Below are 23,013 nucleotides of genomic sequence, written 5' to 3' on the forward strand. Positions count from 1 at the left end.
TAATACGTGATCAAAATGGCACAAAACAAGTCTGCTAAAAAGGCTCCAGCAAAACAGGCAACCAAGCCTGCAGCTGTGAAACCAGCGAAGACTGCTTCTAAAAAGAAGTAATCTGAAATTATCTAAGGGCATCCAGGATGCAGCCGATATAAATTAAACGAAAGCCACTTAAAACGTGGCTTTTTTGTTTCTCGATATTGGGGATTAAAATATTCTTTGGCTTGCTTTATAATCGAAAGTTAAATCAGAATAATTTACTCCACCTCAGGCAAGGTAGCGCTTTTAAGGGCTCCTAAAATTCCCAGAACAGAAAGCAGCGCGATAATACCTTCTACCGAAACCAGCGATGCCAGAGCACTCAGGCCACCCGTAATGAGTAAGATAAAACCAATCAGCGTATTACTAACCGCCACATAATCGGTGCGGCGATTGCCCTGAGCCATATCTACGATATAGGTTTTTCGCCCCAGGCGCACCCCCTGATGCGCAATTCCCAGAACAAAGAACGCCACGGGATACAACCAGTTTTGATCCCGCCAGGCCGGTATAAACTGAATTATGGCAACGATCAAAAGGCCTAAACCTGCCGTTAAGGTGGCAGAATAAGTCATCACTTTTTTACTGGATTTATCGGCCATTTTACCCCAAACCGGAGCGCTAATGATGGAAGCCACGCCGTTGGCAATGATAAAAAGCCCCAGTAAGTAGGCTTCCTTACCCACATAACGCTGCGCAAGCAATACGTAATAGGGAGCCGTAAGGGCCGAACATAATAGTAGCGAACGCGTGATGACAAAATTGCGAAAATGTTTGTCTTCCTTCAATAAGCCCAATCGATCCCGGGCTTCTTTCAAGCCATTTTTACCGCCATCGGTTTCTCCCGGATATTCTTTGATATTCGCATAAATAAGAGCAGCGATGAGCCATAAACTGGCCGCAAAGAAGATGAGGTAGCTGTAAAATTCGATGCCTACATCATCTTTCGATTTATAGAGGATAAAAAGTCCGGCAGCGAGTACCAGCGCTCCGCTCACCGATGAGGTGTAGCCCTTGAGTTTTCCGCGTTTGGTTTTGGGTATGGTTTTTCCCAGCACATCTTTGAATGCAATAGAGCACAGGCCTCGAGACAGGCTAAAGGCGATCAGACACGCAATAATGAGCCAGCTGGCAAGACTTCCTTCAAAAGATAAGGCTACAAAACCAATACCTGCGATGGCCAGAAATTGTAACAACGAACCCAATACCCAAACCATTTTCCGAACGGGACGTTTTCTGATGTAATGCGCAATAAACAATTGAGGCAGCATCGACCCGCTTTCGCGAATGGGCACAATAAAACTGATGAGCATCACCGGTGCATTTACATAACTCATCACCCATGTCAATACCGTTTTGGGATTGCTCAAGGTATCGCCCAGCGAAGTCAGCATATTGCTTATGAGAATCAGGAAATAATTTTTGGGCGTTTCCCGGCACGCCTCGTCATCAATGGCTTTACAGGTACGCGCGTCTTCTTCGTCGTTAAGGTAATCGTAGAGTTGTTCGAGAGATTCAGTATTAGCCATTAACAGGTTCGTTCTTAAGATTATTTAGATGTAAAATGTGCCTTGCAATTTTCTCAGCGTTAAAAGTATTCAATACCGAGTTGTGGTTAGCCTTTAAAAATTCTTTGTGAATAAGATTTTTGCTGTAATCTTCCCAATTATAAGAAGCTTCAATGTAATCCTGATACATATTTTGTTCGGTTGCAATAAACAGACTTACCGGAAATGTTGTGATAGGAATCTTTAATTCGTTTTGAAAAAGCTCTTTAAAGATAATGTCATAAAAAGCCCCGGTTGAGTTGGGGAGTTTTTCGCTTTCTTCCACATTGGTTTTTAAGTAGTGCGTTTTAAGAATTTTAACCGCTTTATTCAGTAGCTCTTTGCGTCTTGATTTGTTTTGAAAATCACCAATTTTAGAGATGATCTTCGAAGAATCGGTTTTCAGTTTACTTCTTAAATTTTTAATGCGGTATAGTGGAGCATCTATAAGAATAAGATGGGGTTTATAATCAAGCTGAGAGGTAATGTGATAACCGAGATATCCGGAAATGGAGTAGCCTATTACTTTAGAGAAGCTTAATGATATTGAATTGAGGTATTTAGCGGCGTTGAGGGCGATGTTGCCAAGGCTTAGGTAATTATTTTGATTACGCACATTGTACCTCAAGGTGTAAATAGTGTAGTGCGGTTTAAGCTCCTCGATTAAAAAGCTATAGTTTAAAATTCCTCCATACAGGGGTGGAATAATCAAAATAGTTTCGGCCGTTTCCCTGGAATCTGAAATGCGTTTAAGCGCGTGAGATGAATAGTTTTTAAGTTCCTCTGTTAGTTCAGGGTATGTTGAATTTTGATAAACAAAGCTAGGTTCGAGATGATAGCCTGTTAGTTGTGAGAGTTGGGTTACAAACAACATCGCAGTTATAGAATCTCCTCCCAGATCAAGAAAGAAATGTCCTGTTTTTAAATCCTCGTCATCCATTTGAGGAAAGGATTTATGTAAGCAGCTAAGTACGTGATCTTCAGGAACATCGACAGCAGGTTTTTCAATCGACTCCCAGAGTTTTTTTACGTCGAGTTTTCCCGATTTTGTTTTTGGAAGCGGGTCTGATGCATTGCAAATTATGTAGGATTTTAAGTTCAATTCTTTATTTAGAAAATCTTTCAATTCGGCATCTGAACACAGAGAGCAAACAAAAAGACAAAGCTGTGTTCGCTCGTAGTTTAAGCTGCAGTGTACCTCATATACATTGGGCAAATTGAGAATCAGTCTTTCAATCCTGTTAAGATCTATGTATTCCCCCTTAAATTTTAACAAGCCTTCTCGGGAGTTTTGATCCAGAACCAGTTGACCATTTTTCAGAATATACCCGCGGTCTGCTGATATGAACGTATGAAAACCCTTTTGTTGCGGGTAAAAATTACCTGATTGATTTATATAACGCGAACCTATCATTTTGCTGGTAACGGCAATAAATCCCTTTCTACCCTGTGGCACTGGTTTACCCTGCTCATCTACCACAGTAAGTGGTTTTTCGGGGAAGGTATTGTATGAAATTTCTTTTTCCAAAGGCAAATCATAAGAAGGCTTAAATCTAAACTCTGCAATTGCTCGGGTTTCACTGCTGGCAAGGGCCACCTGTAACATACAATTTTTGTTAAAGCGTTCTTTAAAGCGAATGAGATCATCATATTTTACGGCTTCACCGGAAAGACAGATGAACCTCAATGAAAGTTCTTTAAAATCAAAAGGAAACTGAACAAGTGCCCTAAACGTCGTAGGTATTAATGTACTCATGGTAATCCCTTTGGTCTGCCAAAACTTAAAAATGGAATGGCTGGCTGTATCTTCAAGAAAATGCAGGGATGCGCCACTGTAAAGCGCGGGGAAGATTGAAGACAATGAGCCGCTAAAGCCTATGGGTGAGATTACATCTATGGCATCTGTTTGAGTTATTTGATTAGCATTAATCTGCCTTAAAGTGTCTCCCACTATTGATCCGTAAGTATGTTCGGTAATTTTTGGTGAGGCAAGCCGGCCTGAGCTTGTTGTCCAGCAAAAAAGGGCTGATTCTTCTACTGGGTTTGAAAAATCAAGATCGGTTTTAAAACTGGTTTGAGATTCTATTGCGTGCCTGTACGACGAAGCGTCAAAAATAAAAGTTTGCGCTTGTGCTATAGCTAAGTTCTGCTCCAGAATACCCGAGTCAACAATCCAAAATGCCTTTCCCGAGACTAAAGAGCCCAGGACACCTATTAATGCGTCTAATGGATTTTCCAGGTGGATTGCTACAAGGTTGCGACGGGTTGCTTCGTGCAGGAACCCTGCTACCAGGCGAACGTTTTGTAAGAGTTCAGTGAATTCTAACTGAGAATTACGATAGGTTGCAAAGGGTTTTTCTTTATAAAAAATGCGTTGACTTTGTAAGATCTTCCAAAGGCCTGGATAGGTATTCATGGTGCTCATATTCTGTCTTGAAACCTGTTTTTAAAAGATTTGAATAACTTATTGAATCTTTATAGGTCCAAACCTTAAAGTTGGTAAATCCCTTGAAGGAGGCTATGCGCAAACGCTCATAGATAGCCTGCTTTTGAAAGCCAAGATACCTATTTTCGGCAGAGATACCACAGGCAGATAACAGGCAATATTGCGGGGTGTAAAAACTGGAGCAAAAACCAACTCTTTTATTCTTGTAGTAGATAAAGAACAGATCTGTTTCTGAAGCATTCAGCAACAGATAAAAGTTGGCAGCAACCTCTTTGTAATTCGTTTTCTTAGATTCAAAACACTGCAAATAAAGCCGGGTATAGTCTGCTAGTTCTTCCGAAGAAATCACAGGCTTAAGTTCAAAATCTACGGGATTTTCCGGGATTTCAGGCTCCGTGTTCTGTAAACAGGAAATGGTTTTAGGAGGATTTTCACTTAAAAAGGTAACGGGTATTTTCGGGTCTAAATTTTTTGGAATGATGAATTTTACAGTGCTTCTGCCGTAGTTCTGATAGTTTTTTAAAATATCAATTAATGTTTTTTCAGAAGCCCAATTACTAAAGAAGTACACATAATTGAAATAGTCTACTTCAGGGAATAAAAATGCAAGAAAGTTTTGGTCCAGATAGGTTTTGATTTCGGTTTTTCGATTTCCAAAGGCAGACAGTCTAAACAGATCATACAGCGCGAAAGGAGCTAATTTTTTAACCGCTGAGCTTTCTAATTGAAAGGCTTGTATTTCTGAGAATAAATTAGTGCACATCAATACTGCAGTAGCGTTTGTCAGGATCGGGAATTCGTTTTTTAATGCTCGTCGCAGGAAATGACAGGAATCTAGTCTTTTTGAAGTTTTCTCAACCGCGACCAGGCACCTAGGCCAATAAAAAACGCTGCCGTAAAATTCAGATAAAAACTCAAATCGAAACTTTCGTAAAGAGCCAGAATCACATTGGCAATCATTAACAGAAGGGAAATGCCTATAATTCTTTTGAAAAATCTGGGATTTTCAATCATTTGCTACTCTTTTAAAATCGGCCCTAAAACTTCCCAAACGTTTTCGGCTAAAATCTTATGCCCTTCGGCTGTGGGATGAATACCGTCATTTTGGTTGAGACTGGCGATACCGCCTACATCTTCAAGCAAAAAGGGGATGAGTGCAATATTGTTTTCTTCGGCCAGTTCCGGAAAAATTGCTTTAAAATCGGTGGTGTATTCGGTGCCCAGATTAGGAGGTAATTGCATTCCGGTAAGTACGATTTGCGCACCGGGCGCTTCGGTTTTTACCTTATCTATCATCCATTGCAGGTTTTCGCGTGTTTCCGCCACCGCCACTCCGCGTAGGCCATCATTGGCGCCCAGCTCGAGAACAAAAATATCCACATCAGGTTCGAGTACCCATTCGAGCCGGTTTCGGCCACCGGCCGTGGTTTCGCCGCTCAATCCGGCATTGATTACGGTATACTCCAGACCCAGACTGTCTATTCGGTTTTGAATCAGGGCAGGGAAGGCATTATCAGGATTATCAAGTCCGTATCCCGCAGTGAGACTGTCGCCAAAAAACAAAATACTTTTTGAAGTACTATCGGTTTCGGTCGTGGCCGTTTCCTGGTTTTGGGAGGTTTCGCTTTCGGTTGCAGACGCGTTTGAGTTGTCTTTACACGAATGCAGCGCCATTCCGCCTAAAAAACAACAAAAGATTAACAGGGTTCGTACGCGGAGTCTATTCTTTATCACAAGCATTTGTTTATTTTGCTGAAAAGCCAAAACCTGCGGTTTGAGCTCAATTGTTCTGTCAAAACCACGTATACTATGCCTTTCATATTAGAGATTTCAAATTTAGAAAAAAGCTATACCAGTGGCTCCAAAAAGCTAAAGGTACTTGAAGATATTAACTTTAGTATAACAGAAAACGAAACATTTGCGATCGTGGGCCCTTCCGGAAGCGGCAAAACCACGCTTTTGGGATTGTGTGCCGGCCTCGATCGGCCAGACTCCGGTAGCGTAATTCTTAACGGGACCGAACTCAGCAGCCTCTCGGAAGACGAGCGCGCCATATTGCGCAACCGCGATGTGGGCTTTGTGTTTCAGGATTTTCAACTCCTGCCCACGCTTACGGCTTTAGAAAATGTTGCAGTTCCGTTGGAATTACAAGGCGACAGGCAAGCCACAAAAAAGGCAGAAGCTTTGCTTCAAAAGGTAGGTTTGGGAGACCGTGGCGATCATTATCCCACACAACTTTCAGGAGGGGAGCAGCAACGTGTTGCCCTCGCACGGGCTTTTGCTAACGATCCTAAGATTTTATTTGCAGACGAACCCACCGGAAATCTGGATGCCGAGACCGGGGAGAAGGTAGTCGACCTGCTTTTTGAACTTAATAAAGAGCGCGGTACTACACTGGTGTTGGTAACCCACGATATGGAGCTGGCACGCAAAACCCAAAATATCTTAACCATCAGAGGAGGAAAAATTGCAAATCTCACAAGCGCGGCGGTATGAGTAAAAATCAGAAGATGACAGCGGGTGCGGCCTGGCTTTTTAAAATGGCCTGGCGCGATTTTAAAGCCAGTGCGGGTAAACTCAGTCTGTTTATGGTTTCAATCGTGCTGGGTGTTGCGGCTATTGTGTCTATTCAGTCGTTTGGAGAAACCCTGAAAGATAACATCGCACTGCAATCTAAAGCCCTGATGGGTGCCGATTTTAAGATTGACAGCGATAATGCCCTGACCGAAGATGCCTTACAAATCGTAGATTCTCTGGGTGGCGCAGATGCGGAAGAAATTTCGTTTGCCTCCATGGCTTTATTCCCAAAAAACGGAGCAACCAAATTGCTTCAGGTACGTGGTATTAGCGAGGGTTTTCCATTTTATGGGGAAATCGAAACGCAACCCGAAAACGCCGGAAGAAACTATGCAAAACGTAACGGAGCCCTGGTTGATGCAACCGTGATGCTGCAGCTGGGTATTGAAGTAGGCGATACGGTAAAAATAGGGGAGGCGCGTCTTCCGGTAGTGGGCGAACTCAAAAATCTGCCAGGCAGTAATGCGGTGTTTAGCGCCATCGCTCCGCCTGTGGTGATTCCGTATTCCTACGTTGAACAAACCGGTTTGGTGCAGTTGGGAAGCCGTATTGATTATCAATATTACTTTAAGGCTCCAAAAGCCGATATGCAACTTCTTGAAGATAGGATAGGCGATCGTTTGGATGCCGCAGAAGCCGATCTGGACACCCATACTTCAACGAGCGATCGTCTGGGCAGGCGTTATGAGAACTTCGGAAAGTTTCTCAATCTGGTAGGTTTTGTAGCCTTGTTGCTGGGATGCGTGGGCATCGCCAGTGCGACCACCATTTACATCCGGGAGAAATTGCGTTCGGTGGCGGTCTTAAAATGTTTGGGCGCTACGCGAAAGCAGGCCTTTTTGATTTATTTGATTCAGATTGCGGCCATTGGTTTGCTGGGGGGAATCCTGGGCACCACTCTGGGCCTCGCCTTACAGCAGTTGTTTCCGGTTTTGCTGGAAGGTTTGCTGCCGGTGGATGTCAAAATCACATGGTCTGCACCGGTCATCGCGATGGGGATTTTTATCGGCTTGTTTATGTCGGTGCTTTTTGCCCTGTATCCTTTGTTGAGCACCCTCTACGTCTCTCCCTTACAAACGCTCCGGTTCACTGAGGATGCCGGCAGTCAATCACGAAGCACCGCGATTTTGGTAAGCGGTATCATTCTGCTGTTTATCTTTTTATTTTCCCTGTGGCTGCTGGGTGATTGGAAGTATGCGCTGGCTTTTCTGGGCGGCATCGTCGTTACCTTTAGTATTCTTGCAGGAATCGCCCGTCTTTTTATGCGCGTGTTGCGCCGTTATTTCCCTACCTCGTGGAGTTTTACCTCGCGCCAAAGTTTGCGGAATCTCTTTAGACCCCGCAATCAGACGGTGGTACTGATTCTGGCGATTGGCGTGGGTTCTTTTTTAATAAGCACCCTGTATTTTACCAAAGATATGTTGCTGGCGCAGGCCAATCTGGACAGCAGTGCACAGCAGGCCAATATGATTTTGCTGGATGTTCAGCGCGATCAGATGCCTTTGGTGGCTCAAACGCTACGAGCAAATGATCTGACGCCACTTGACGAAGTTCCTATCGTGACGATGCGGGTACATAGTATTAATGGTCGCGATGTCGCAGATATCAAAACCGATACCACCACACAAATCAGCCGCTGGATTCTCAATCACGAGTTCCGCACCACCTATCGCGATTCGTTAATCGGCTCCGAAAGTCTTAAGGAAGGAAGCTTTACTCCCCGAATAGAAGATGGGACTGAGCCCGTTCCGGTTTCGGTGAGTGATAATTTTGCGCAGGATGCGGTTGTGGCAGTTGGTGACCGGGTAACCTTCAATGTGCAGGGCAGGCTTTTGGAAACCATCATAGGCAGCATCAGGTTGGTTGACTGGAGCCGTTTGCAGCTCAATTTTTCGGTGGTGTTTCCGGCGGGAGTGCTCGAGCAGGCACCGCAATTTGGTGTGATTACGACCCAGGTGCCCAACTCGGAAGTTTCCGCAGCTATACAGCGTATTTTGGTTAAGGATTACGCGAATGTTTCGATACTCGATTTGCGCCAGGTGCTTAATGTGATTGAAGATTTGCTTACCAAAATCAGTTACATCATCAACTTTATGGCGTTTTTCAGCATTCTCATAGGGATCATCGTCTTGCTTGGAGCGGTGCGTACCAGTAAGTATCAGCGCATTCGGGAAAGCGTTTTGCTGCGTACAATGGGTGCCAAAAGCAAACAGATTTTACGCATTCAGGGATTGGAGTATTTGTATTTGGGACTCTTGGGAGCACTTTCCGGGATTTTGTTATCACTAATAGGAAGTCTTTTACTGGCGTATTTTGCCTTTGATACGACGTTTATCCCCAGCTGGGTGCCGTTTGGGGTACTGTTGCCGGGTATTACCCTACTGGTTTTAATAATAGGCCTTACAAACAGCATCAGCGTTATAAAAAGTTCGCCCTTAGAAGTATTGCGGAAAGAAAGCCGATAGGTTTTTCAATCCTCAATCAAAAAACGGGTTTTATCAGCAGGGCTTAAATGGGCGATGTTGCCCATGATTTCGACCTTGTTGATACGTTTGAGTATCGTCTGTGGATCAAGCGGAAAAATACGTTCCAGGCCATCAAGATAGCTTACTTTAAAATACTTACTGTCTGTTGAAAAGCAAATGGCCACCCCGGGATTGTCAATAAAATCAAGGTCGAGAGCGATAAGCTGTTCACTGTGCTTATTAAAAACCGCTTTGTAACTCGCTAAATAGTTGCCGTCAGGGCTTTCTACAGATTCCAGTTTTACGCCTTCCGCATCCGGAAATTGTGCGATGACCGCACCATCTTTTGAGTGCAGGCTTTGTGCAAAGTGAAACCATGTAAAGGGATCGTTATTTTGAGGATCATCGGGTGTGATGTAGTAAAACGAATCAAGAGACGAATTCCCCTGCTCACTGTCATCATTGCGCAATTCAATATAGGGAAATGCAGCTGTTTTGAAATAGTAGGTAGTTTGCGGCAAATCTTCCCGATACCCGTTTTTATATGTGCTGCCAAAGCTCGCCACCCCTATGAGATCATCATCATTTAAGAACGAAATCCCTCTCACCGGATATCCTTCTTCGGCCATCAGGATTGCTCGGTCTTTAAAGCGGTTCTTATCGGGGTTTGAGCGGTAAAAGGCGTTGTCTAAAACCGCTGTTTTGCCGTTAGCCGAACCCAAAACCGTGTAGGTACCATCATTTGAAATATCAATATCCTGAATATAACCGGTAAAGCCTACAAAACCCGGAAGTTGAACGTGTACCCTGTTGATGTAAAAATCTGCCGTTTCTATAAAATAAAGTTGGGTGAATCCTACGGCATTGCTTGAAACCGCAAGTATGGCAGACTTATTTTCAGAATCGATATACAGGTCTGATTGATTACTTAGATAATTGTCTTTTGGTACTGTATTTAGAATGGAATCGGTAAGTTGTAAAACCCGGGATTCAAAGGGAGTACGGGCAACACGGGGTGCGCTGTTTTCCATACTTTCAAAATCGGGCATATCGTCTGTTTGCTCCTGATAAAAACCAAAGCCGCTGTAAAATACTTTAGTGATTAATTCTCCGGCTTCTGCTGTTGGAAAGTCATTTTCTTGGGCAAAATTCCAGGCATATTCTGCTAATCTTAATGACCTGGTGGGATCTTCGGTGAATTGAGCCTGTGCATTCGCAAGGTAACTGGATAGCAAGGCTCTGTTTTTTTGGCTCACCGCATAGAACAACGCGATAATTACGGCAACAAGCAGGATGCTCAAAACACTTATGGCGGCGTTCCGCAGGCGTACAGTACGCTTGTGTTGTTTTACCGCTTCACCCACCATATCGCCAATAGATTTACCGTGCAGGGTGGCAGCGAGTAAAACCACTCGGTTTTTAAATTCGGGATTTTCCAGGGTTAGTTTTTCTTTGGGTCCCAGATTTCTGAAATCAACGTAAAAAGGCTCGCCATTAAAAGCTCCCGAAAGCACTTTCGGAATGGCCGTGGTTACATTCCAGTCAAAATCATTGGTGCTCTCATCCCACAAAATTTCGCCCTGCGTCAAAACAATTAAAAAGGTATCTATTGACTTGTGATCCCTCCACCATTCGGCTTCCCGTGCGCACCATTTGGATTGCGCGTATTTTTCGCAAGCCATACAAATAAAGTATTCCGACTCTTCAAGCCCTGTTCTAATCTTTTCGCCCAGATCGGCAGCTGCCGAAAGATCATTTGCATCTCTAAAAATCTCCAGAGCCCTTCTTTTAAACGTAGGTTTTGCAAATTTCTCGAGAGCCTTTTCCAGGCTGGTGCCCAAATCGGTGTCCTGACTGTGGCTGTAAGACAGAAAAGCTTTGTATTTCATAAGATGGGTTTAAAGCTCCGATGATTGGAAGTCAGGAGTTCGATACACTACGAAAGTTAGCTTTTATTTGTAAAATATTAATTATCAAAGAATTGTATTTTTCAGGGAATGGAGTGGCTGTGTACGAAGTGATGAACTCAAACCTGAATATCCGGGTTTTTTAATAATACGATGAATTATAAGTTCAGTAAGTAGGCATAGACTACGTACCAAAAAAACCGGAAGGATTGTTTTATGCAGTTCAATCGCTAAAGCAGTTGTAGTACATCCCAATTGCATAAAATGAATTCGCTTGTGCCGTTTGAGATTCTGTTGTTATGTTTTGCTGGGTCGATACCAGTAGCCCGAAACAGCCGAAACCGCATCAAAATTCACCCTTTTAGGTATTTAGGAATGAAGCTCGTTAAAAGGCTGGTCTTTTAACCCTTATCCTTTAAAATTGCGGCTTTGGCTTCTTCCAGATAGTTTCGGCCAATGGTGTAGCGCTTGTTGGCAATTTCTACACTGTTGCCTTCAACCGTATCAACCCGGTTGATGTTTGCGGTGTAGGAACGGTGAATGCGTATAAACTGACTTGCCGGTAACTCGTCTGTAAAACTGCTCAGGGTTTGATGTACTACGTAGTTGCCTTTGGTCGTGATGATTTTAATATAATCTTTAAGGCTTTCGACCAAAAGAATATCATCAAAATAAACCTTCTTCATTTTTTTCTTGTCAATTTTGACGAAAATGCTGTCTTCATCTGAGGTTACAACAGGTTTAGACTGCTCTTTTACCCGTGCCACAGCCTTGTTGGTTGCTTTCAAAAACCGCGGAAGGGATATGGGTTTAACCAGATAATCCAGCACTTCGAGCTCAAAACCTTCAACTGCATATTCCTCGTGGGCCGTGGTGAGAATCACCATAGGTTTTGCGTCCAGGCTTTTAAGGAAGCTCAGGCCGTCTATTACCGGCATATTGATATCCAGAAACAGCAGATCTATTTCATTTTTTCGGATAAAATCCAGACTTTCAATCGCGTTGTCAAAGGTTTTTACGACTTCGAGACCCGTTAGTTGCGCAATATGATTTTTAATCACATTGATGGCCAGGGGTTCATCGTCGATGATCACACATCTCAGGTTCATGATAAGTTTAATTTTAAGTGTACGTGATATTCACCGTCGGCTTCAAAAATATCGAGTTGATATCCTTCCGGGCCGTAGCCCAAGTTAAGGCGTTTTAATACATTCTCAATGCCTATGCCGCCGGCTTTGTTGAGGTTGTTCTTCAATCCCTTTTGCGGCAGGGTGTTACTCATTTTAAAAACAAGCTGGTCTTCTTCAATTTGAAGCTTGATGCTGATGTGTACCTTACCCGTGTTTTTTCCGGCACCGTGCTTAAATCCGTTTTCAATAAAATGAATAAGCAGCATAGGCGCGATTTTTCGGCCTTTGGGATTTCCGGTGATTTCAAATTCCAAATCGAGTTTGTCGTTGTAGCGTATGCGCTCCAGATCCAGATAATTCTGAATAAACTTAATCTCTTTGGTAAGCGGTTGCCGGTTTTGCTTGGTTTCGTATAACAAATACCGCATCAGGTCTGAAAGTTTTAAAATGGTTTCTGGAGTATTTTCAGATTTCTCAAGACTCAGCGAATAAATATTATTTAAGGTATTGAAGAAAAAATGCGGCGAAATCTGAGAACGCAGAAAGCGCAGTTCGGTCTCCAGCTGCGATTTGGCCAGGTTTGAGGCCAGCTGGCGCTCCCGCATCCAGTCGATTGTTATTTTTATTGCGGCTACAAAGGAGATCACATAGAGTTCGCCCAACATCATCACCACTACATAATTGAGGTTGAGGCTGGTGGTTTCTTCAGGGCCTTCGGGCCAGACGTTGTTACTGATCAAAAAATAGGTGAGTTCATACTTAATGATCACCATTAATAGGATGGAGCAGAACAGGCTTACGGTAAAGAGAATATACTTTCGGCGATAAATAAACGTGGGGATGAGCACATAAATCGTAAAATAGGTGAGCGTCATGTGAATGGGAAACCCCAGTAAATTGGCCTTAAAGGAATAGAGATAATCGTTGTAATAACTTCCCCATCTCAAAAAATTAAACAGGAAATAGCACAGCCAAAAAATTGCGTGATGGGTAGGGTTAATCTTGTAACCCGTGGTGCTGTTAATTTTAAAGCTATTTTTAAATGTGGTTGTAAGAGGCATAAAGTGTCAGAGGACTTTTTGGCTGTTTAGCTTTTCAAAACTGTTGTTTGTCTAATAAAAGATTAAAACCGCGATAATATATCACATATTTATTAAAAATCTTAACAGATGATGCTCCCAAAGCTTAATCCTAACGCAAAACACGGCTGTAAAATTATCCTTTTAGGATGCCTTGCCGTGTTTTCTTCCTGTAAAAAAGAAAAACCGGCTGAGGTTACTCCTCAGGTTCAAGAAGAACGTATGCTTACGGGCTACGCAGATCCCTTTATTGGCACCGGCGGCCACGGCCATACCTATCCCGGTGCAACCGTTCCTTTTGGGATGGTGCAGGTAAGCCCCGATAACGGGCGTAACGGCTGGGACTGGTGCTCGGGCTATCATTATTCTGATTCTCTAATTTCGGGTTTTAGCAATCTGCATTTAACCGGAACCGGTATTGGCGATCTGGCCGATATTTTATTTATGCCTGCGGCGAAAGAACTCGATTTGACCGGCACTTATGAAAATCCACAGGACCGGCCGTATGCTTCCAGTTTTTCGCATAAGCGCGAAAGTGCAGAACCGGGCTATTATATGGTTTATTTGCAGGATCCGCAGGTTAAGGTGAGTCTAACTGCGACGCAGCGCACGGCTTTTCAGAAGTACAATTATGAGGGTGCCGGTGAAGCTTCGGTGGTGCTCGATCTGGGTTTTGCCATCAACTGGGATGCACCGGTTGAAACTGCTATTGAAGTAGAAGACGCCAGGACCATTAGCGGATACCGGCACAGTACGGGTTGGGCGAAAAATCAAAAGGTGTTTTTTGTGGCCGAATTCTCAAAGCCTATTGCCCGCTATAACTTATTTAAAGATCAGCATAAATCGGAAGCCGGAAAAGTTACCGGAAAGACCACGGCGGGTCAGTTCTTTTTTGATATAGACGGAAGCCGCGACGTGACCGTAAAAGTTGCGGTTTCTTCAGTAAGCATTGCCAATGCCAAAGCCAATCTGGAAACCGATACCGATTTGGATTTTGAAACGGCAAGGACCGAAGCTAAAAAAGCCTGGAACCAGCAACTGAATAAAATAGTGGTGGAAACTCCGGTAGACTCCTTAAAAACGATTTTTTATTCGGCATTATACCATACGCAAATTGCTCCCGTAACTTTTTCAGACGTTACAGGAGAATTCCGTCTGGAAAACGACAGCATTGTCAAAGCCGATTATACAGCCTATTCAACCTTGTCGCTTTGGGACACCTTCCGAGCGGAAAACCCGTTGCTTACTTTGTTGGAACCCGAAAAAGTTAGCGATATCATCAACTCGATGCTCGCGTATTATTCAGTACATAAAAGCCTGCCGGTGTGGACGCTCTACGGTAATGAGACCAATACGATGACCGGTAACCACGCGATTCCGGTAATTACCGAAGCTTATTTTAAAGGCATTACAGGTTTTGATGCCGAAAAAGCGTTTGAAGCGATGAAAAACACCCAGATGCGTGATGCGCGCGGACTTCAGTTTTTAAAGGAGTATGGGTATATTCCGTATGACAAAATAGACGAGTCGGTTACCTTTACGCTCGAGTATGCTTACAACGACTGGTGTGTGGCGCAAATGGCCAAAGCTTTAGGCCGCGAGCAGGATTACGCGTATTTCTTAAACCGCTCTAAATCCTACGAAAAACTGTACGACTCCGAAACCGGCTTTATGCGTGGGAAATCGGCTGCCGGAAACTGGCACGAGCCTTTCGATCCTAAATTCAGCAGACACCGTGACAACACTGATTATACGGAAGGGAACGCCTGGCAACACTCCTGGTTTGTACTTCACGATACCGCTAATTTTATCAAACTTCACGGAGGGGAAGAGCCTTTTAACGAAATGCTGCAACAGCTGTTTACCGAAAGTTCTGAAATCACCGGGGATTATATTTCCAATGACATCTCGGGACTTATTGGCCAGTATGCGCACGGTAATGAACCCAGTCATCACATCGCTTACCTGTTTAACCGCGCCGGGAAACCCTGGCTTACGCAATACTGGGTTCACGAAATCTTAAAAACCCAGTACAACACCACGCCAAACGGTCTGAGCGGGAATGAAGATGCCGGCCAGATGTCTGCCTGGTATGTATGGAGTTCAATGGGCCTGTATCCCTTCAATCCGGCCAGTGCTGCTTATGAAATAGGCAGTCCGGTTTTTGAGAAATCGGTTATTTCCCTACCAAATGGTAAACGTTTCAGCATAGAAGCTAAAGGGGTTTCAGAATCCCATTTCTACATTCAGTCGGCTACCCTAAACGGAAAACCTTTTAATCAAACCGGCATTACCCACGAGCAACTATTGGCAGGAGGAGAACTCGTACTGAATATGGGTGCAGAGCCCAATAAAACCTGGGGTGTAAAGCAGGCCAATTAGTATGGAGTTAATAGACGTTGTAATTATTGCGGTTTACCTGTTGCTTACCATAGGCATCGGGATTTATGTAGCCAAAAAGGCTTCCAAAGGTCTGGACTCTTATTTTTTGGGTGGAAAAAGCATAAAATGGTATTATCTGGGGCTGAGTAACGGCTCGGGGATGTTTGACGTTTCGGGCACTGCCTGGATGGTGGGCATTCTGTTTTTATACGGGGTCAAAAGCTTTATGTTTATGTGGATCTGGCCCATCTTCAATCAGGTTTTTGTGATGATGTTTCTGGCCGTCTGGATACGCCGCTCCAATGTGATGACAGGTTCTGAATGGATTCTCTCGCGCTTCGGCGACGACAGGGCCGGTCGTGCCTCACACCTGATCGTGGCGATTTTCGCCGTGGTGGCATCGGTAGGTTTTATCGCCTATTTCTTTGAAGGCGCCGGTAAGTTTATGACCGTGATTTTGCCCTGGGACGCCAGTTTGATATTTGGTGATTTTACGCTGCTCAATGCCGAACAGGTTTATGCCTTAATCCTCATTTTATTAACCACGATTTACACCATTAAAGGCGGAATGTTCTCCGTAGTTTCTACGGAAGTATTGCAGTTTGGGATCATGGTGCTGGCCGGGATTCTGGTAGCAGGCTATACCTTTTTCGCCTTTACCGATACCGAAATTCAGGCCTTGATTCCTTCCGAATGGAAAAATGTGGTGTTCGGCAGCGAACTCACCGGTTTTTGGGCAGGTGACTATGAAAACTTCAACCGGTTGATCGATACACAGGGTTATAAAATGTTTGGTGCTTTTGTGGGGATGAGCCTCTTTAAAGGCTTTTTTGCAAGCATCGCCGGGCCTACGCCCAGTTACGATATGCAGCGCATCCTCTCAACCCGCACCGCAAAAGATGCGGCCTATATGAGCGGCTTTACCAATCTGGTTTTGTTCATTCCCCGGTATTTGCTTATCGCCGCCATTGTGGTTTTAGGCTTGATCTATATCGCTCCCGAACTGGCTAAAGCCGGTGAGATTTCGGGAAATGACCTGGAGGTGATCCTTCCGCAGGTGATCAACAACCACGTACCTGTGGGGATTAAAGGCCTGCTGCTTGCGGGTCTGCTTGCGGCATTTATGTCAACCTTTTCGGCTTTTGTGAATGCAGGGCCTGCTTATATTGTAAACGATATTTATAAGAAATACTTCAAACCCGTAGCAACAGACCGGCATTACGTAAAGGCCAGTCATGTGGCTTCTTTTGCAGTGGTAATTCTTGGGGTCATTATGGGCTTTTTCGCAGACTCCATCAACTCCATCACGCTCTGGATCACGAGTTCGCTGTACGGGGGTTATGTGGCAGCCAATTTCCTCAAGTGGATCTGGTGGCGCTTTAACGGTTGGGGCTATTTCTGGGGAATGCTTAGCGGGCTGATTGTGGCCACCCTGCAATATGTGATTGATCAGGGCGCTTCAACCTATGTCGAGGGCAGCTTTTTATACTGGTACGCCCACGTGCCTGTTATTTATTTGTTTCCTATAATTCTGGGCTTTTCCTTGCTGGGCGCGTTTCTGGGAACCTATCTCACGCCACCCACGGCGGCAGCAACTTTAAAAAGTTTTTATACTTCGGTGTACCCCTGGGGCTGGTGGAAACCGGTTCGGGAGCAGTTAACTGCGGACGAAGCTATTCAAAAAAACACCGATTTTGGCCTCGATATGCTCAACTGTCTCATCGGGATTGTTTGGCAATCGAGTATGATCGTACTGCCTATTTTTCTGGTGGTGCGCGATTACGAAAAAATGGCCTGGAGCCTCCTGATTTTCGGTGTAACGACCCTGATTTTAAAATTTACCTGGCTTGATAAAGTCAAAAAACTAACTACCTAATTTAAAGAAATACGATTCTATGAGTACAACCCCATTTCCCTGGCAAGACCGCCCGCAAGGCAACACCGATGTGATGTGGCGCTACGATGCCAACCCTATTATTGACCGGTATGCCATTCCTTCTTCCAACAGTATTTTCAACTCGGCCGTGGTGCCTTTTGAAGACGGCTATGCCGGTGTGTTCCGTTGCGATAACAAAGCGGTGCAGATGAATATTTTTGCGGGTTTCAGCAAAGACGGGATCAACTGGGAAATCAACCACGAGCCCATCGTTTTTGGCGCCGGAAACACCGAAATGATCGAGTCTGATTATAAATACGATCCGCGGGTGTGTTTTATTGAAGACCGCTATTGGATTACCTGGTGCAACGGCTATCACGGGCCGACAATCGGTATCGGGTACACCTTCGATTTTAAAGAATTTTTTCAGTGCGAAAATGCCTTTTTGCCGTTCAACCGCAACGGGGTTTTGCTTCCGCAGAAAATAGACGGTAAATTTGCGATGCTCAGCCGTCCCAGTGACAACGGGCATACGCCATTTGGGGATATTTACATTAGCTACAGCCCCGATATGAAATACTGGGGAGAGCACCGCTGCGTGATGAAAGTGGCGCCGTTTACCCAAAGCGCCTGGCAGTGCACCAAAATAGGAGCGGGGCCCGTACCTATTTTAACCGATGAAGGCTGGTTGCTGTTTTACCATGGCGTGATCAACACCTGCAACGGTTTCCGCTATTCGGTGGGAGCTGCGATTCTGGATAAAGACCGTCCCGATAAGGTCCTGTACCGCAGTCAGCCTTACTTACTGGCGCCGGCAGAATCTTACGAACTGGCAGGCGATGTGCCTAATGTCGTGTTTCCATGCGCGACGCTGCACTCGGTTGAAGAAGATAAAGTGACGCTCTATTACGGCGCGGCCGATACGGTGACAGCAATTGCTTTTGGTAAGCTGAGCGAAATAATTGATTTTGTAAAAACAAACAGCCTGTAAATGGATATTCAAAAAGCCCTTCTTTCCCTTCTTTGCGCATTCGCTTTTTCGGGCTACGCCCAAAAGATTCCGCCGCGCAGTTATGTGGCGCATCGTGTTGAAACACCACTTACTATTGACGGTAAGGCGGACGAGCAGGAATGGAAGGAAGCCGCTTTTTCTCAGCCGTTTATAGGTATTGAAGGCGAAAAAATCCCCAAATACGCGACGCGTGTAAAAATGCTCTGGGATGAGGAGAATCTGTATTTCTACGCAGAGCTAAACGAACCCCACATCTGGGCAACGCTGAAACAGCGTGACACGGTGATCTTTTACAACAACGATTTTGAGATTTTTATAGACCCCGATGGCGATACGCATAACTATTATGAGTTTGAGATGAATGCGCTCAATACCGTCTGGGATTTATTGTTGGTAAAACCCTATCGCGAGTCGGCACCGGTGCTGGACAGCTGGGATATTCAGGGCCTGCAAACGGCGGTTTCTATTAACGGAACGCTTAATGATCCCGCCGATACCGATACGGGCTGGAGTGTGGAAATTGCAATGCCCTGGTCTGTTCTGGTGGAAACCAGCGGTTCAAACGACCTGCCTGCAGATCAGTTTTGGCGTATTAATTTCTCACGGGTAAACTGGGATTTTGAGCTGAATGAAGACCGCTACAGCCGCGCTCAAGATGCATCGGGCAACTACCTGCCCGAATACAACTGGGTGTGGTCTCCGCAAGGGGTGATCAATATGCACGAACCCGAGCATTGGGGCTATGTGTATTTCAGTTCAAAACCGCTAACCGAAACCGAAAATTTCAGCATCCCGGTTGATGAGCAAATCCGCTGGAAACTCTACGAAATCTACCGCAAACAAAAAACCTTTTACAATACCCACAAAGCCTGGGCAGAAGATCTGGACGATTTAGATGCCGCAAGTTTTGAGATTGAAGGGAAAATTGTAAAACCTGAAATCAATACGCACAAGATGGGCTGGACCATCTTTGTTGAAAGTCCGTTTACCGGCTACACGTACAGCATCCGGGAAGATGGTAAGTATTTGAAAATCGATTAAAACCAGAACTGGTACCTTAAAAATAGAATTCTATGAAACTTAAATTAATCCTTGGCTTGCTGCTTTTGAGTCTGGCGGCCACCTCATGCATCGATAATATTCATCCCGCGGGCAAGACCGCTAAAACCGAAGAAGCAGAGCCGGAAACTGCTGATTTCAAATTCTGGACCTGGATGACGGCAGATGCTAAACGTACTGACGAATCTTACACGGCTGAATTTAAAAAATACAGCGATAACGGTCTCGACGCCGTTTTGATCAATACCAATGCCGATGCCGAATTGCTGGCACGTCTCACGCCTTTGGCTACGGCTCAGGGTCTTGAAGTGCACGCCTGGATGTTTACCATGAACCGCCCCGGTGATACGGTTGCCTTGCAACACCCCGAATGGTATGCGGTAAGCCGCGATGGAAAATCAACCTTTGATAACAGGCCGTATGTAGATTATTACCAGTTTTTATGCCCCACTCGGGAAGGTTCGCGCAATCACATTTTAAGTCTGGTAGACAAACTGAGCAAAGTAGAAGGGGTGAGCAGTTTTCACCTGGACTACATTCGCTATCCCGATGTGTTCCTGCCCATAGGTTTATTGCCCAAATACGATCTGGTACAGGACACCGAATTGCCCGAATACGATTTTTGCTATTGCGATGCCTGTGTTGAGAAGTTTGAAGAAATACATCATAAAAATCCGCGGGAGATGGAAAACACCGCGATTGATATGGAGTGGAAGCAATTTCGCCTCAATCAGATCAAGGCGGTTGTGGACGATGCCTATAAAGTAGCTCACGATAACGGAAAGATTTTAACCGGAGCGGTGTTTCCATACCCGGAGATGGCCGATCATATGGTGCGTCAACGCTGGGATAAATGGGATATCGATGTAGTGCTGCCGATGATTTACCACAATTTTTACAATGAAGAAATAGACTGGATAGGCTTTGCGACCGGGCAGGGCGTAAAAGACCTTGAAGGTACCGGTACCGAATTGCACACCGGGATTTACGTCCCCGAAATGTCTGCGGAAGATCTGGCAACAGCCATTCAACTGGCGAAGGATAATGGGGCGAAGGGAGCGGCTTTCTTTGATGGAAATGCACTAACTGATGAACAACTCGCGGTGATTAAAGCGGCAAACTAAGATTTATGGGGAAAGGAATTCAGGGACTACCAAGACTTTTTGCGGTACTTTGCCTTGGCCTCTTGCTGGGTTGCGGCAACGGGACTGAAGAGCAGTTTAAGCCTGAAGCGGTAACGCTGATTCCAAAACCCAAACAGCTTAAGCTTGAAGAAGGTAGTTTTCGGTTTACTGAAGCTACGGTGCTGGTAGCGGCAGACAGCCTGGCGGCTACCGTGGCCTTTTTCCGGGAGCAGATGCACGATGCGGCAAATTTTCCGCTCAGGCTTCAGCTGCAAACGCCTCAGGAAGATTATATCCTTTTCAGTTCAGATCAAAATCTGGGGCCTGAAGCCTATATTCTCGAAGTACATTCAGACTATATTGAGATCAAGGCTTCGGCAAAAGCGGGATTTGGCTATGCCTTGCAAAGCCTTCGGCAACTGCTTCCGGTGAGTTTTGAAACTAACGGGGCCGCATCCCTTAGCGTGCCCAACCTGCGTATTGAGGATGCCCCTCGCTACGCCTGGCGCGGACTCATGCTCGATGTTTCCCGGCATTTTTTTGAAACCGAATACATTTTAAAAACCCTTGACCGGCTGGCGCTGCTCAAATTCAACACCCTGCACCTGCATCTGGTAGACGATCAGGGCTGGCGCATTGAAGTAAAACAATACCCGAAGCTCACCGAAGTGGGGGCTTTTCGCGTAAATCAGGAAGATAAACACTGGAACGCCCGTGCCACGAATGACCCCGATGCAACCGGTACTTACGGGGGTTTTTATACTCAGGAAGATATCAAAAAGATCGTGGCCTACGCTCAGGATCGCGGCATACAGGTGGTTCCCGAGATTGAGATGCCTGCACACGTGATGAGCGCGATTGCATCCTATCCGTTTTTATCCTGCACACAGGAACCCATCGCGGTGCCCAGCGGGGGTGTGTGGCCCATCACCCAGATTTACTGCCCGGGCAAGGAAACGACTTTTGAGTTTCTCGAAAACGTTCTGAACGAAATTATACCGCTTTTTCCTTCCAAATACATGCACGTGGGGGGCGACGAGGCTACTAAAACCAACTGGGAAACCTGCCCAGATTGCCAGCGGCGTATCGCCGAAGAAGGCCTTGAGGATACCGAAGCACTTCAGAGTTATTTTATGAAACGCATCGGGCAATTTCTGGAGAAAAAGGGCAAAGTCTTAATCGGCTGGGACGAAATTCTCGAAGGAGGATTGCCTCCTTCCGCCACAGTGATGAGCTGGCGCGGTACCAAAGGCGGTTGGGAAGCTTCCGCCCAGGGTCACGATGTGATTATGACGCCCGAAAACCCCATGTATTTCAATTTTTATCAGGGTAATCCTGATGTGGAACCACTGGCTTTCGATGCGGTAAATACGCTGGAGCAGGTGTATGCTTTTAACCCGGTGATAGACAGTATGAGCACCGCGCAACGCGGTCACGTGCTGGGTGCGCAGGCCAATTTATGGTCTGAATACATCACCACGCCTCAGGAGTCAGAGTATATGCTTTTTCCGAGGCTTACGGCTTTGGCAGAGGTGCTTTGGTCCGGGAGCGAACAGCGCGACTGGGAAGACTATACGCAAAGGCTCAAGCGTTTTATGCCCAGACTCGAGGCTTTGGATATCGCCTATTCGCGCAGCGTTTATAATGTAGAAGTGAAAGCCGAACAGGATAGCCTCTCAAACGGAATCCGTATCGCTTTAAAGACCGAAATGCCCGATGCCGAAATTCGTTATGCGCTAAATGGCCATACCCTTGATGCAGAATCTGAACTTTTCACCGAAGCTTTACAGATTGATACGACAACCCAAATTAAAGCTGCGGTTTTCGAAGCCGGAAAGCCTGCAGGGCGTATTTTAGACAAAAGCTTTGATTTTCATAAAGCAGCAGGTACAGTTGCCAAAATTAATCCGAAGTCGCAAGAGGCTTATAGCGGTAAAGGCGCGGCCACTTTGGTAAACGTATTGCGGGGGTCTAAGAATTTTCACGACGGCCAATGGCTGGGCTGGCTCAATACACCGGTGGAGCTGCAGTTCGATTTAGGCAGCCTTCAGGAGATTGAGGAAGTGCAATTGGGTACGCTGGAGAATCAGGGCGCGGGTATTTATTTTCCGGTCGCTGTGGCGGTGGCGGTATCTGAGGACGGTAAAACCTTCAAACCCGCAGGAACTTTTGAACGCGCATTTAAGGCAAACGGCAGTTCGAGTTTAGAAACCTTTGTCGTACCGATTCAGAATCAGAAAGCGCGTTATGTTAAGGTAAGTGTATCGCCTTATAGTTCGTCAAAGCTTAACGGCGTGTGGATGTTTATCGACGAAGTTTTAGTAAAGTAGATTACTTTAAACAGGCTCTTCAAACCAGACAGGAGCACAATTT

Annotated in this window: 15 protein-coding genes; 8 read left to right on the plus strand and 7 right to left on the minus strand. The window is 45.3% G+C overall.

Translation table 11 applies throughout. The annotated features are described in order from the left end of the window. Positions 1-254 precede the first annotated feature (254 nt). The 4 genes from LLW17_RS14375 to LLW17_RS14390 form a co-directional block, all read right to left on the minus strand. On the minus strand, positions 255-1,565 hold the full coding sequence (locus LLW17_RS14375; protein ID WP_228230988.1) for an MFS transporter: 1,311 nt from the start codon (positions 1,563-1,565) through the stop codon (positions 255-257). Further along, positions 1,558-3,999: an AMP-binding protein gene (locus tag LLW17_RS14380; RefSeq protein ID WP_228230989.1), complete on the minus strand. Its 2,442-nt coding sequence runs from the start codon at positions 3,997-3,999 to the stop codon at positions 1,558-1,560. The genes LLW17_RS14375 and LLW17_RS14380 overlap by 8 nt, the downstream gene beginning before the upstream one ends. Further along, positions 3,944-4,792 carry a hypothetical protein gene (locus tag LLW17_RS14385; RefSeq protein WP_228230990.1) on the minus strand — a complete coding sequence of 283 codons (849 nt, stop codon included), beginning with the start codon at positions 4,790-4,792 and terminating at the stop codon, positions 3,944-3,946. Before LLW17_RS14385 ends, LLW17_RS14380 begins: the two co-directional genes overlap by 56 nt. 254 nt (positions 4,793-5,046) lie before the next feature. After that, positions 5,047-5,769 carry an arylesterase gene (locus tag LLW17_RS14390; protein WP_434084787.1) on the minus strand — a complete coding sequence of 241 codons (723 nt, stop codon included), beginning with the start codon at positions 5,767-5,769 and terminating at the stop codon, positions 5,047-5,049. 69 nt (positions 5,770-5,838) lie between these two features. Between LLW17_RS14390 and LLW17_RS14395 the strand changes: the two genes are divergently transcribed. Next, positions 5,839-6,525: an ABC transporter ATP-binding protein gene (locus LLW17_RS14395; protein ID WP_228230991.1), complete on the plus strand. Its 687-nt coding sequence runs from the start codon at positions 5,839-5,841 to the stop codon at positions 6,523-6,525. Continuing rightward, positions 6,522-9,071: an ABC transporter permease gene (locus LLW17_RS14400; protein WP_228230992.1), complete on the plus strand. Its 2,550-nt coding sequence runs from the start codon at positions 6,522-6,524 to the stop codon at positions 9,069-9,071. Before LLW17_RS14395 ends, LLW17_RS14400 begins: the two co-directional genes overlap by 4 nt. Before the next feature lie 5 nt (positions 9,072-9,076). Here LLW17_RS14400 and LLW17_RS14405 read toward each other — a convergent pair whose 3' ends face one another. The 3 genes from LLW17_RS14405 to LLW17_RS14415 all read right to left on the minus strand — a co-directional run bounded on the left by LLW17_RS14405 (position 9,077) and on the right by LLW17_RS14415 (position 13,169). After that, the gene (locus tag LLW17_RS14405) at positions 9,077-10,960 is read right to left on the minus strand and encodes a TIR domain-containing protein (RefSeq protein ID WP_228230993.1); all 1,884 of its coding nucleotides are present in this window, start codon (positions 10,958-10,960) and stop codon (positions 9,077-9,079) included. 419 nt (positions 10,961-11,379) lie between these two features. Beyond that, positions 11,380-12,087: a LytR/AlgR family response regulator transcription factor gene (locus LLW17_RS14410; protein ID WP_228230994.1), complete on the minus strand. Its 708-nt coding sequence runs from the start codon at positions 12,085-12,087 to the stop codon at positions 11,380-11,382. Further along, positions 12,084-13,169: a sensor histidine kinase gene (locus LLW17_RS14415; RefSeq protein WP_228230995.1), complete on the minus strand. Its 1,086-nt coding sequence runs from the start codon at positions 13,167-13,169 to the stop codon at positions 12,084-12,086. The genes LLW17_RS14410 and LLW17_RS14415 overlap by 4 nt, the downstream gene beginning before the upstream one ends. 111 nt (positions 13,170-13,280) lie before the next feature. Here LLW17_RS14415 and LLW17_RS14420 point away from each other — a divergent pair, with 111 nt between their 5' ends. The 6 genes from LLW17_RS14420 to LLW17_RS14445 are packed head-to-tail and all read left to right on the plus strand — an operon-like array spanning position 13,281 to position 22,970. Next, entirely contained in the window at positions 13,281-15,569 is a 2,289-nt protein-coding gene (locus LLW17_RS14420; RefSeq protein ID WP_434084788.1) for a GH92 family glycosyl hydrolase, read from the plus strand. Between the two features lies 1 nt (position 15,570). Next, positions 15,571-17,445 (plus strand): sodium:solute symporter family protein, encoded by a 1,875-nt coding sequence (locus LLW17_RS14425; RefSeq protein WP_228230997.1) that lies wholly within the window; start codon positions 15,571-15,573, stop codon positions 17,443-17,445. 19 nt (positions 17,446-17,464) lie between these two features. Next, positions 17,465-18,436 carry a glycoside hydrolase family 130 protein gene (locus LLW17_RS14430; protein WP_228230998.1) on the plus strand — a complete coding sequence of 324 codons (972 nt, stop codon included), beginning with the start codon at positions 17,465-17,467 and terminating at the stop codon, positions 18,434-18,436. After that, positions 18,437-19,498, plus strand: a complete 1,062-nt coding sequence (locus LLW17_RS14435) for a carbohydrate-binding family 9-like protein (RefSeq protein WP_228230999.1) — start codon at positions 18,437-18,439, stop codon at positions 19,496-19,498. Positions 19,499-19,530: 32 nt separating this feature from the next. Further along, complete coding sequence (locus LLW17_RS14440; protein WP_228231000.1) at positions 19,531-20,640, plus strand: glycoside hydrolase family protein; 1,110 nt, start codon at positions 19,531-19,533, stop codon at positions 20,638-20,640. A 5-nt stretch (positions 20,641-20,645) separates the two neighbouring features. Next, positions 20,646-22,970, plus strand: a complete 2,325-nt coding sequence (locus LLW17_RS14445) for a glycoside hydrolase family 20 protein (protein ID WP_228231001.1) — start codon at positions 20,646-20,648, stop codon at positions 22,968-22,970. The last annotated feature ends 43 nt before the right edge of the window (positions 22,971-23,013 follow it).

This window comes from Leeuwenhoekiella parthenopeia, assembly GCF_020782115.1.
Classification (GTDB): domain Bacteria; phylum Bacteroidota; class Bacteroidia; order Flavobacteriales; family Flavobacteriaceae; genus Leeuwenhoekiella; species Leeuwenhoekiella parthenopeia.

Excerpts from the sequence above, each read along its gene's own strand:
- LLW17_RS14380 (WP_228230989.1), bottom strand. The coding sequence starts at position 3,999 with ATGAATACCTATCCAGGCCTTTGGAAGATCTTACAAAGTCAACGCATT.
- LLW17_RS14420 (WP_434084788.1), top strand. The coding sequence starts at position 13,281 with ATGCTCCCAAAGCTTAATCCTAACGCAAAACACGGCTGTAAAATTATC.
- LLW17_RS14430 (WP_228230998.1), top strand. The coding sequence starts at position 17,465 with ATGAGTACAACCCCATTTCCCTGGCAAGACCGCCCGCAAGGCAACACC.
- LLW17_RS14435 (WP_228230999.1), top strand. The coding sequence starts at position 18,437 with ATGGATATTCAAAAAGCCCTTCTTTCCCTTCTTTGCGCATTCGCTTTT.
- LLW17_RS14415 (WP_228230995.1), bottom strand. The coding sequence starts at position 13,169 with ATGCCTCTTACAACCACATTTAAAAATAGCTTTAAAATTAACAGCACC.
- LLW17_RS14400 (WP_228230992.1), top strand. The coding sequence starts at position 6,522 with ATGAGTAAAAATCAGAAGATGACAGCGGGTGCGGCCTGGCTTTTTAAA.
- LLW17_RS14410 (WP_228230994.1), bottom strand. The coding sequence starts at position 12,087 with ATGAACCTGAGATGTGTGATCATCGACGATGAACCCCTGGCCATCAAT.
- LLW17_RS14440 (WP_228231000.1), top strand. The coding sequence starts at position 19,531 with ATGAAACTTAAATTAATCCTTGGCTTGCTGCTTTTGAGTCTGGCGGCC.
- LLW17_RS14390 (WP_434084787.1), bottom strand. The coding sequence starts at position 5,769 with ATGCTTGTGATAAAGAATAGACTCCGCGTACGAACCCTGTTAATCTTT.
- LLW17_RS14385 (WP_228230990.1), bottom strand. The coding sequence starts at position 4,792 with ATGTGCACTAATTTATTCTCAGAAATACAAGCCTTTCAATTAGAAAGC.
- LLW17_RS14405 (WP_228230993.1), bottom strand. The coding sequence starts at position 10,960 with ATGAAATACAAAGCTTTTCTGTCTTACAGCCACAGTCAGGACACCGAT.
- LLW17_RS14395 (WP_228230991.1), top strand. The coding sequence starts at position 5,839 with ATGCCTTTCATATTAGAGATTTCAAATTTAGAAAAAAGCTATACCAGT.
- LLW17_RS14445 (WP_228231001.1), top strand. The coding sequence starts at position 20,646 with ATGGGGAAAGGAATTCAGGGACTACCAAGACTTTTTGCGGTACTTTGC.
- LLW17_RS14375 (WP_228230988.1), bottom strand. The coding sequence starts at position 1,565 with ATGGCTAATACTGAATCTCTCGAACAACTCTACGATTACCTTAACGAC.
- LLW17_RS14425 (WP_228230997.1), top strand. The coding sequence starts at position 15,571 with ATGGAGTTAATAGACGTTGTAATTATTGCGGTTTACCTGTTGCTTACC.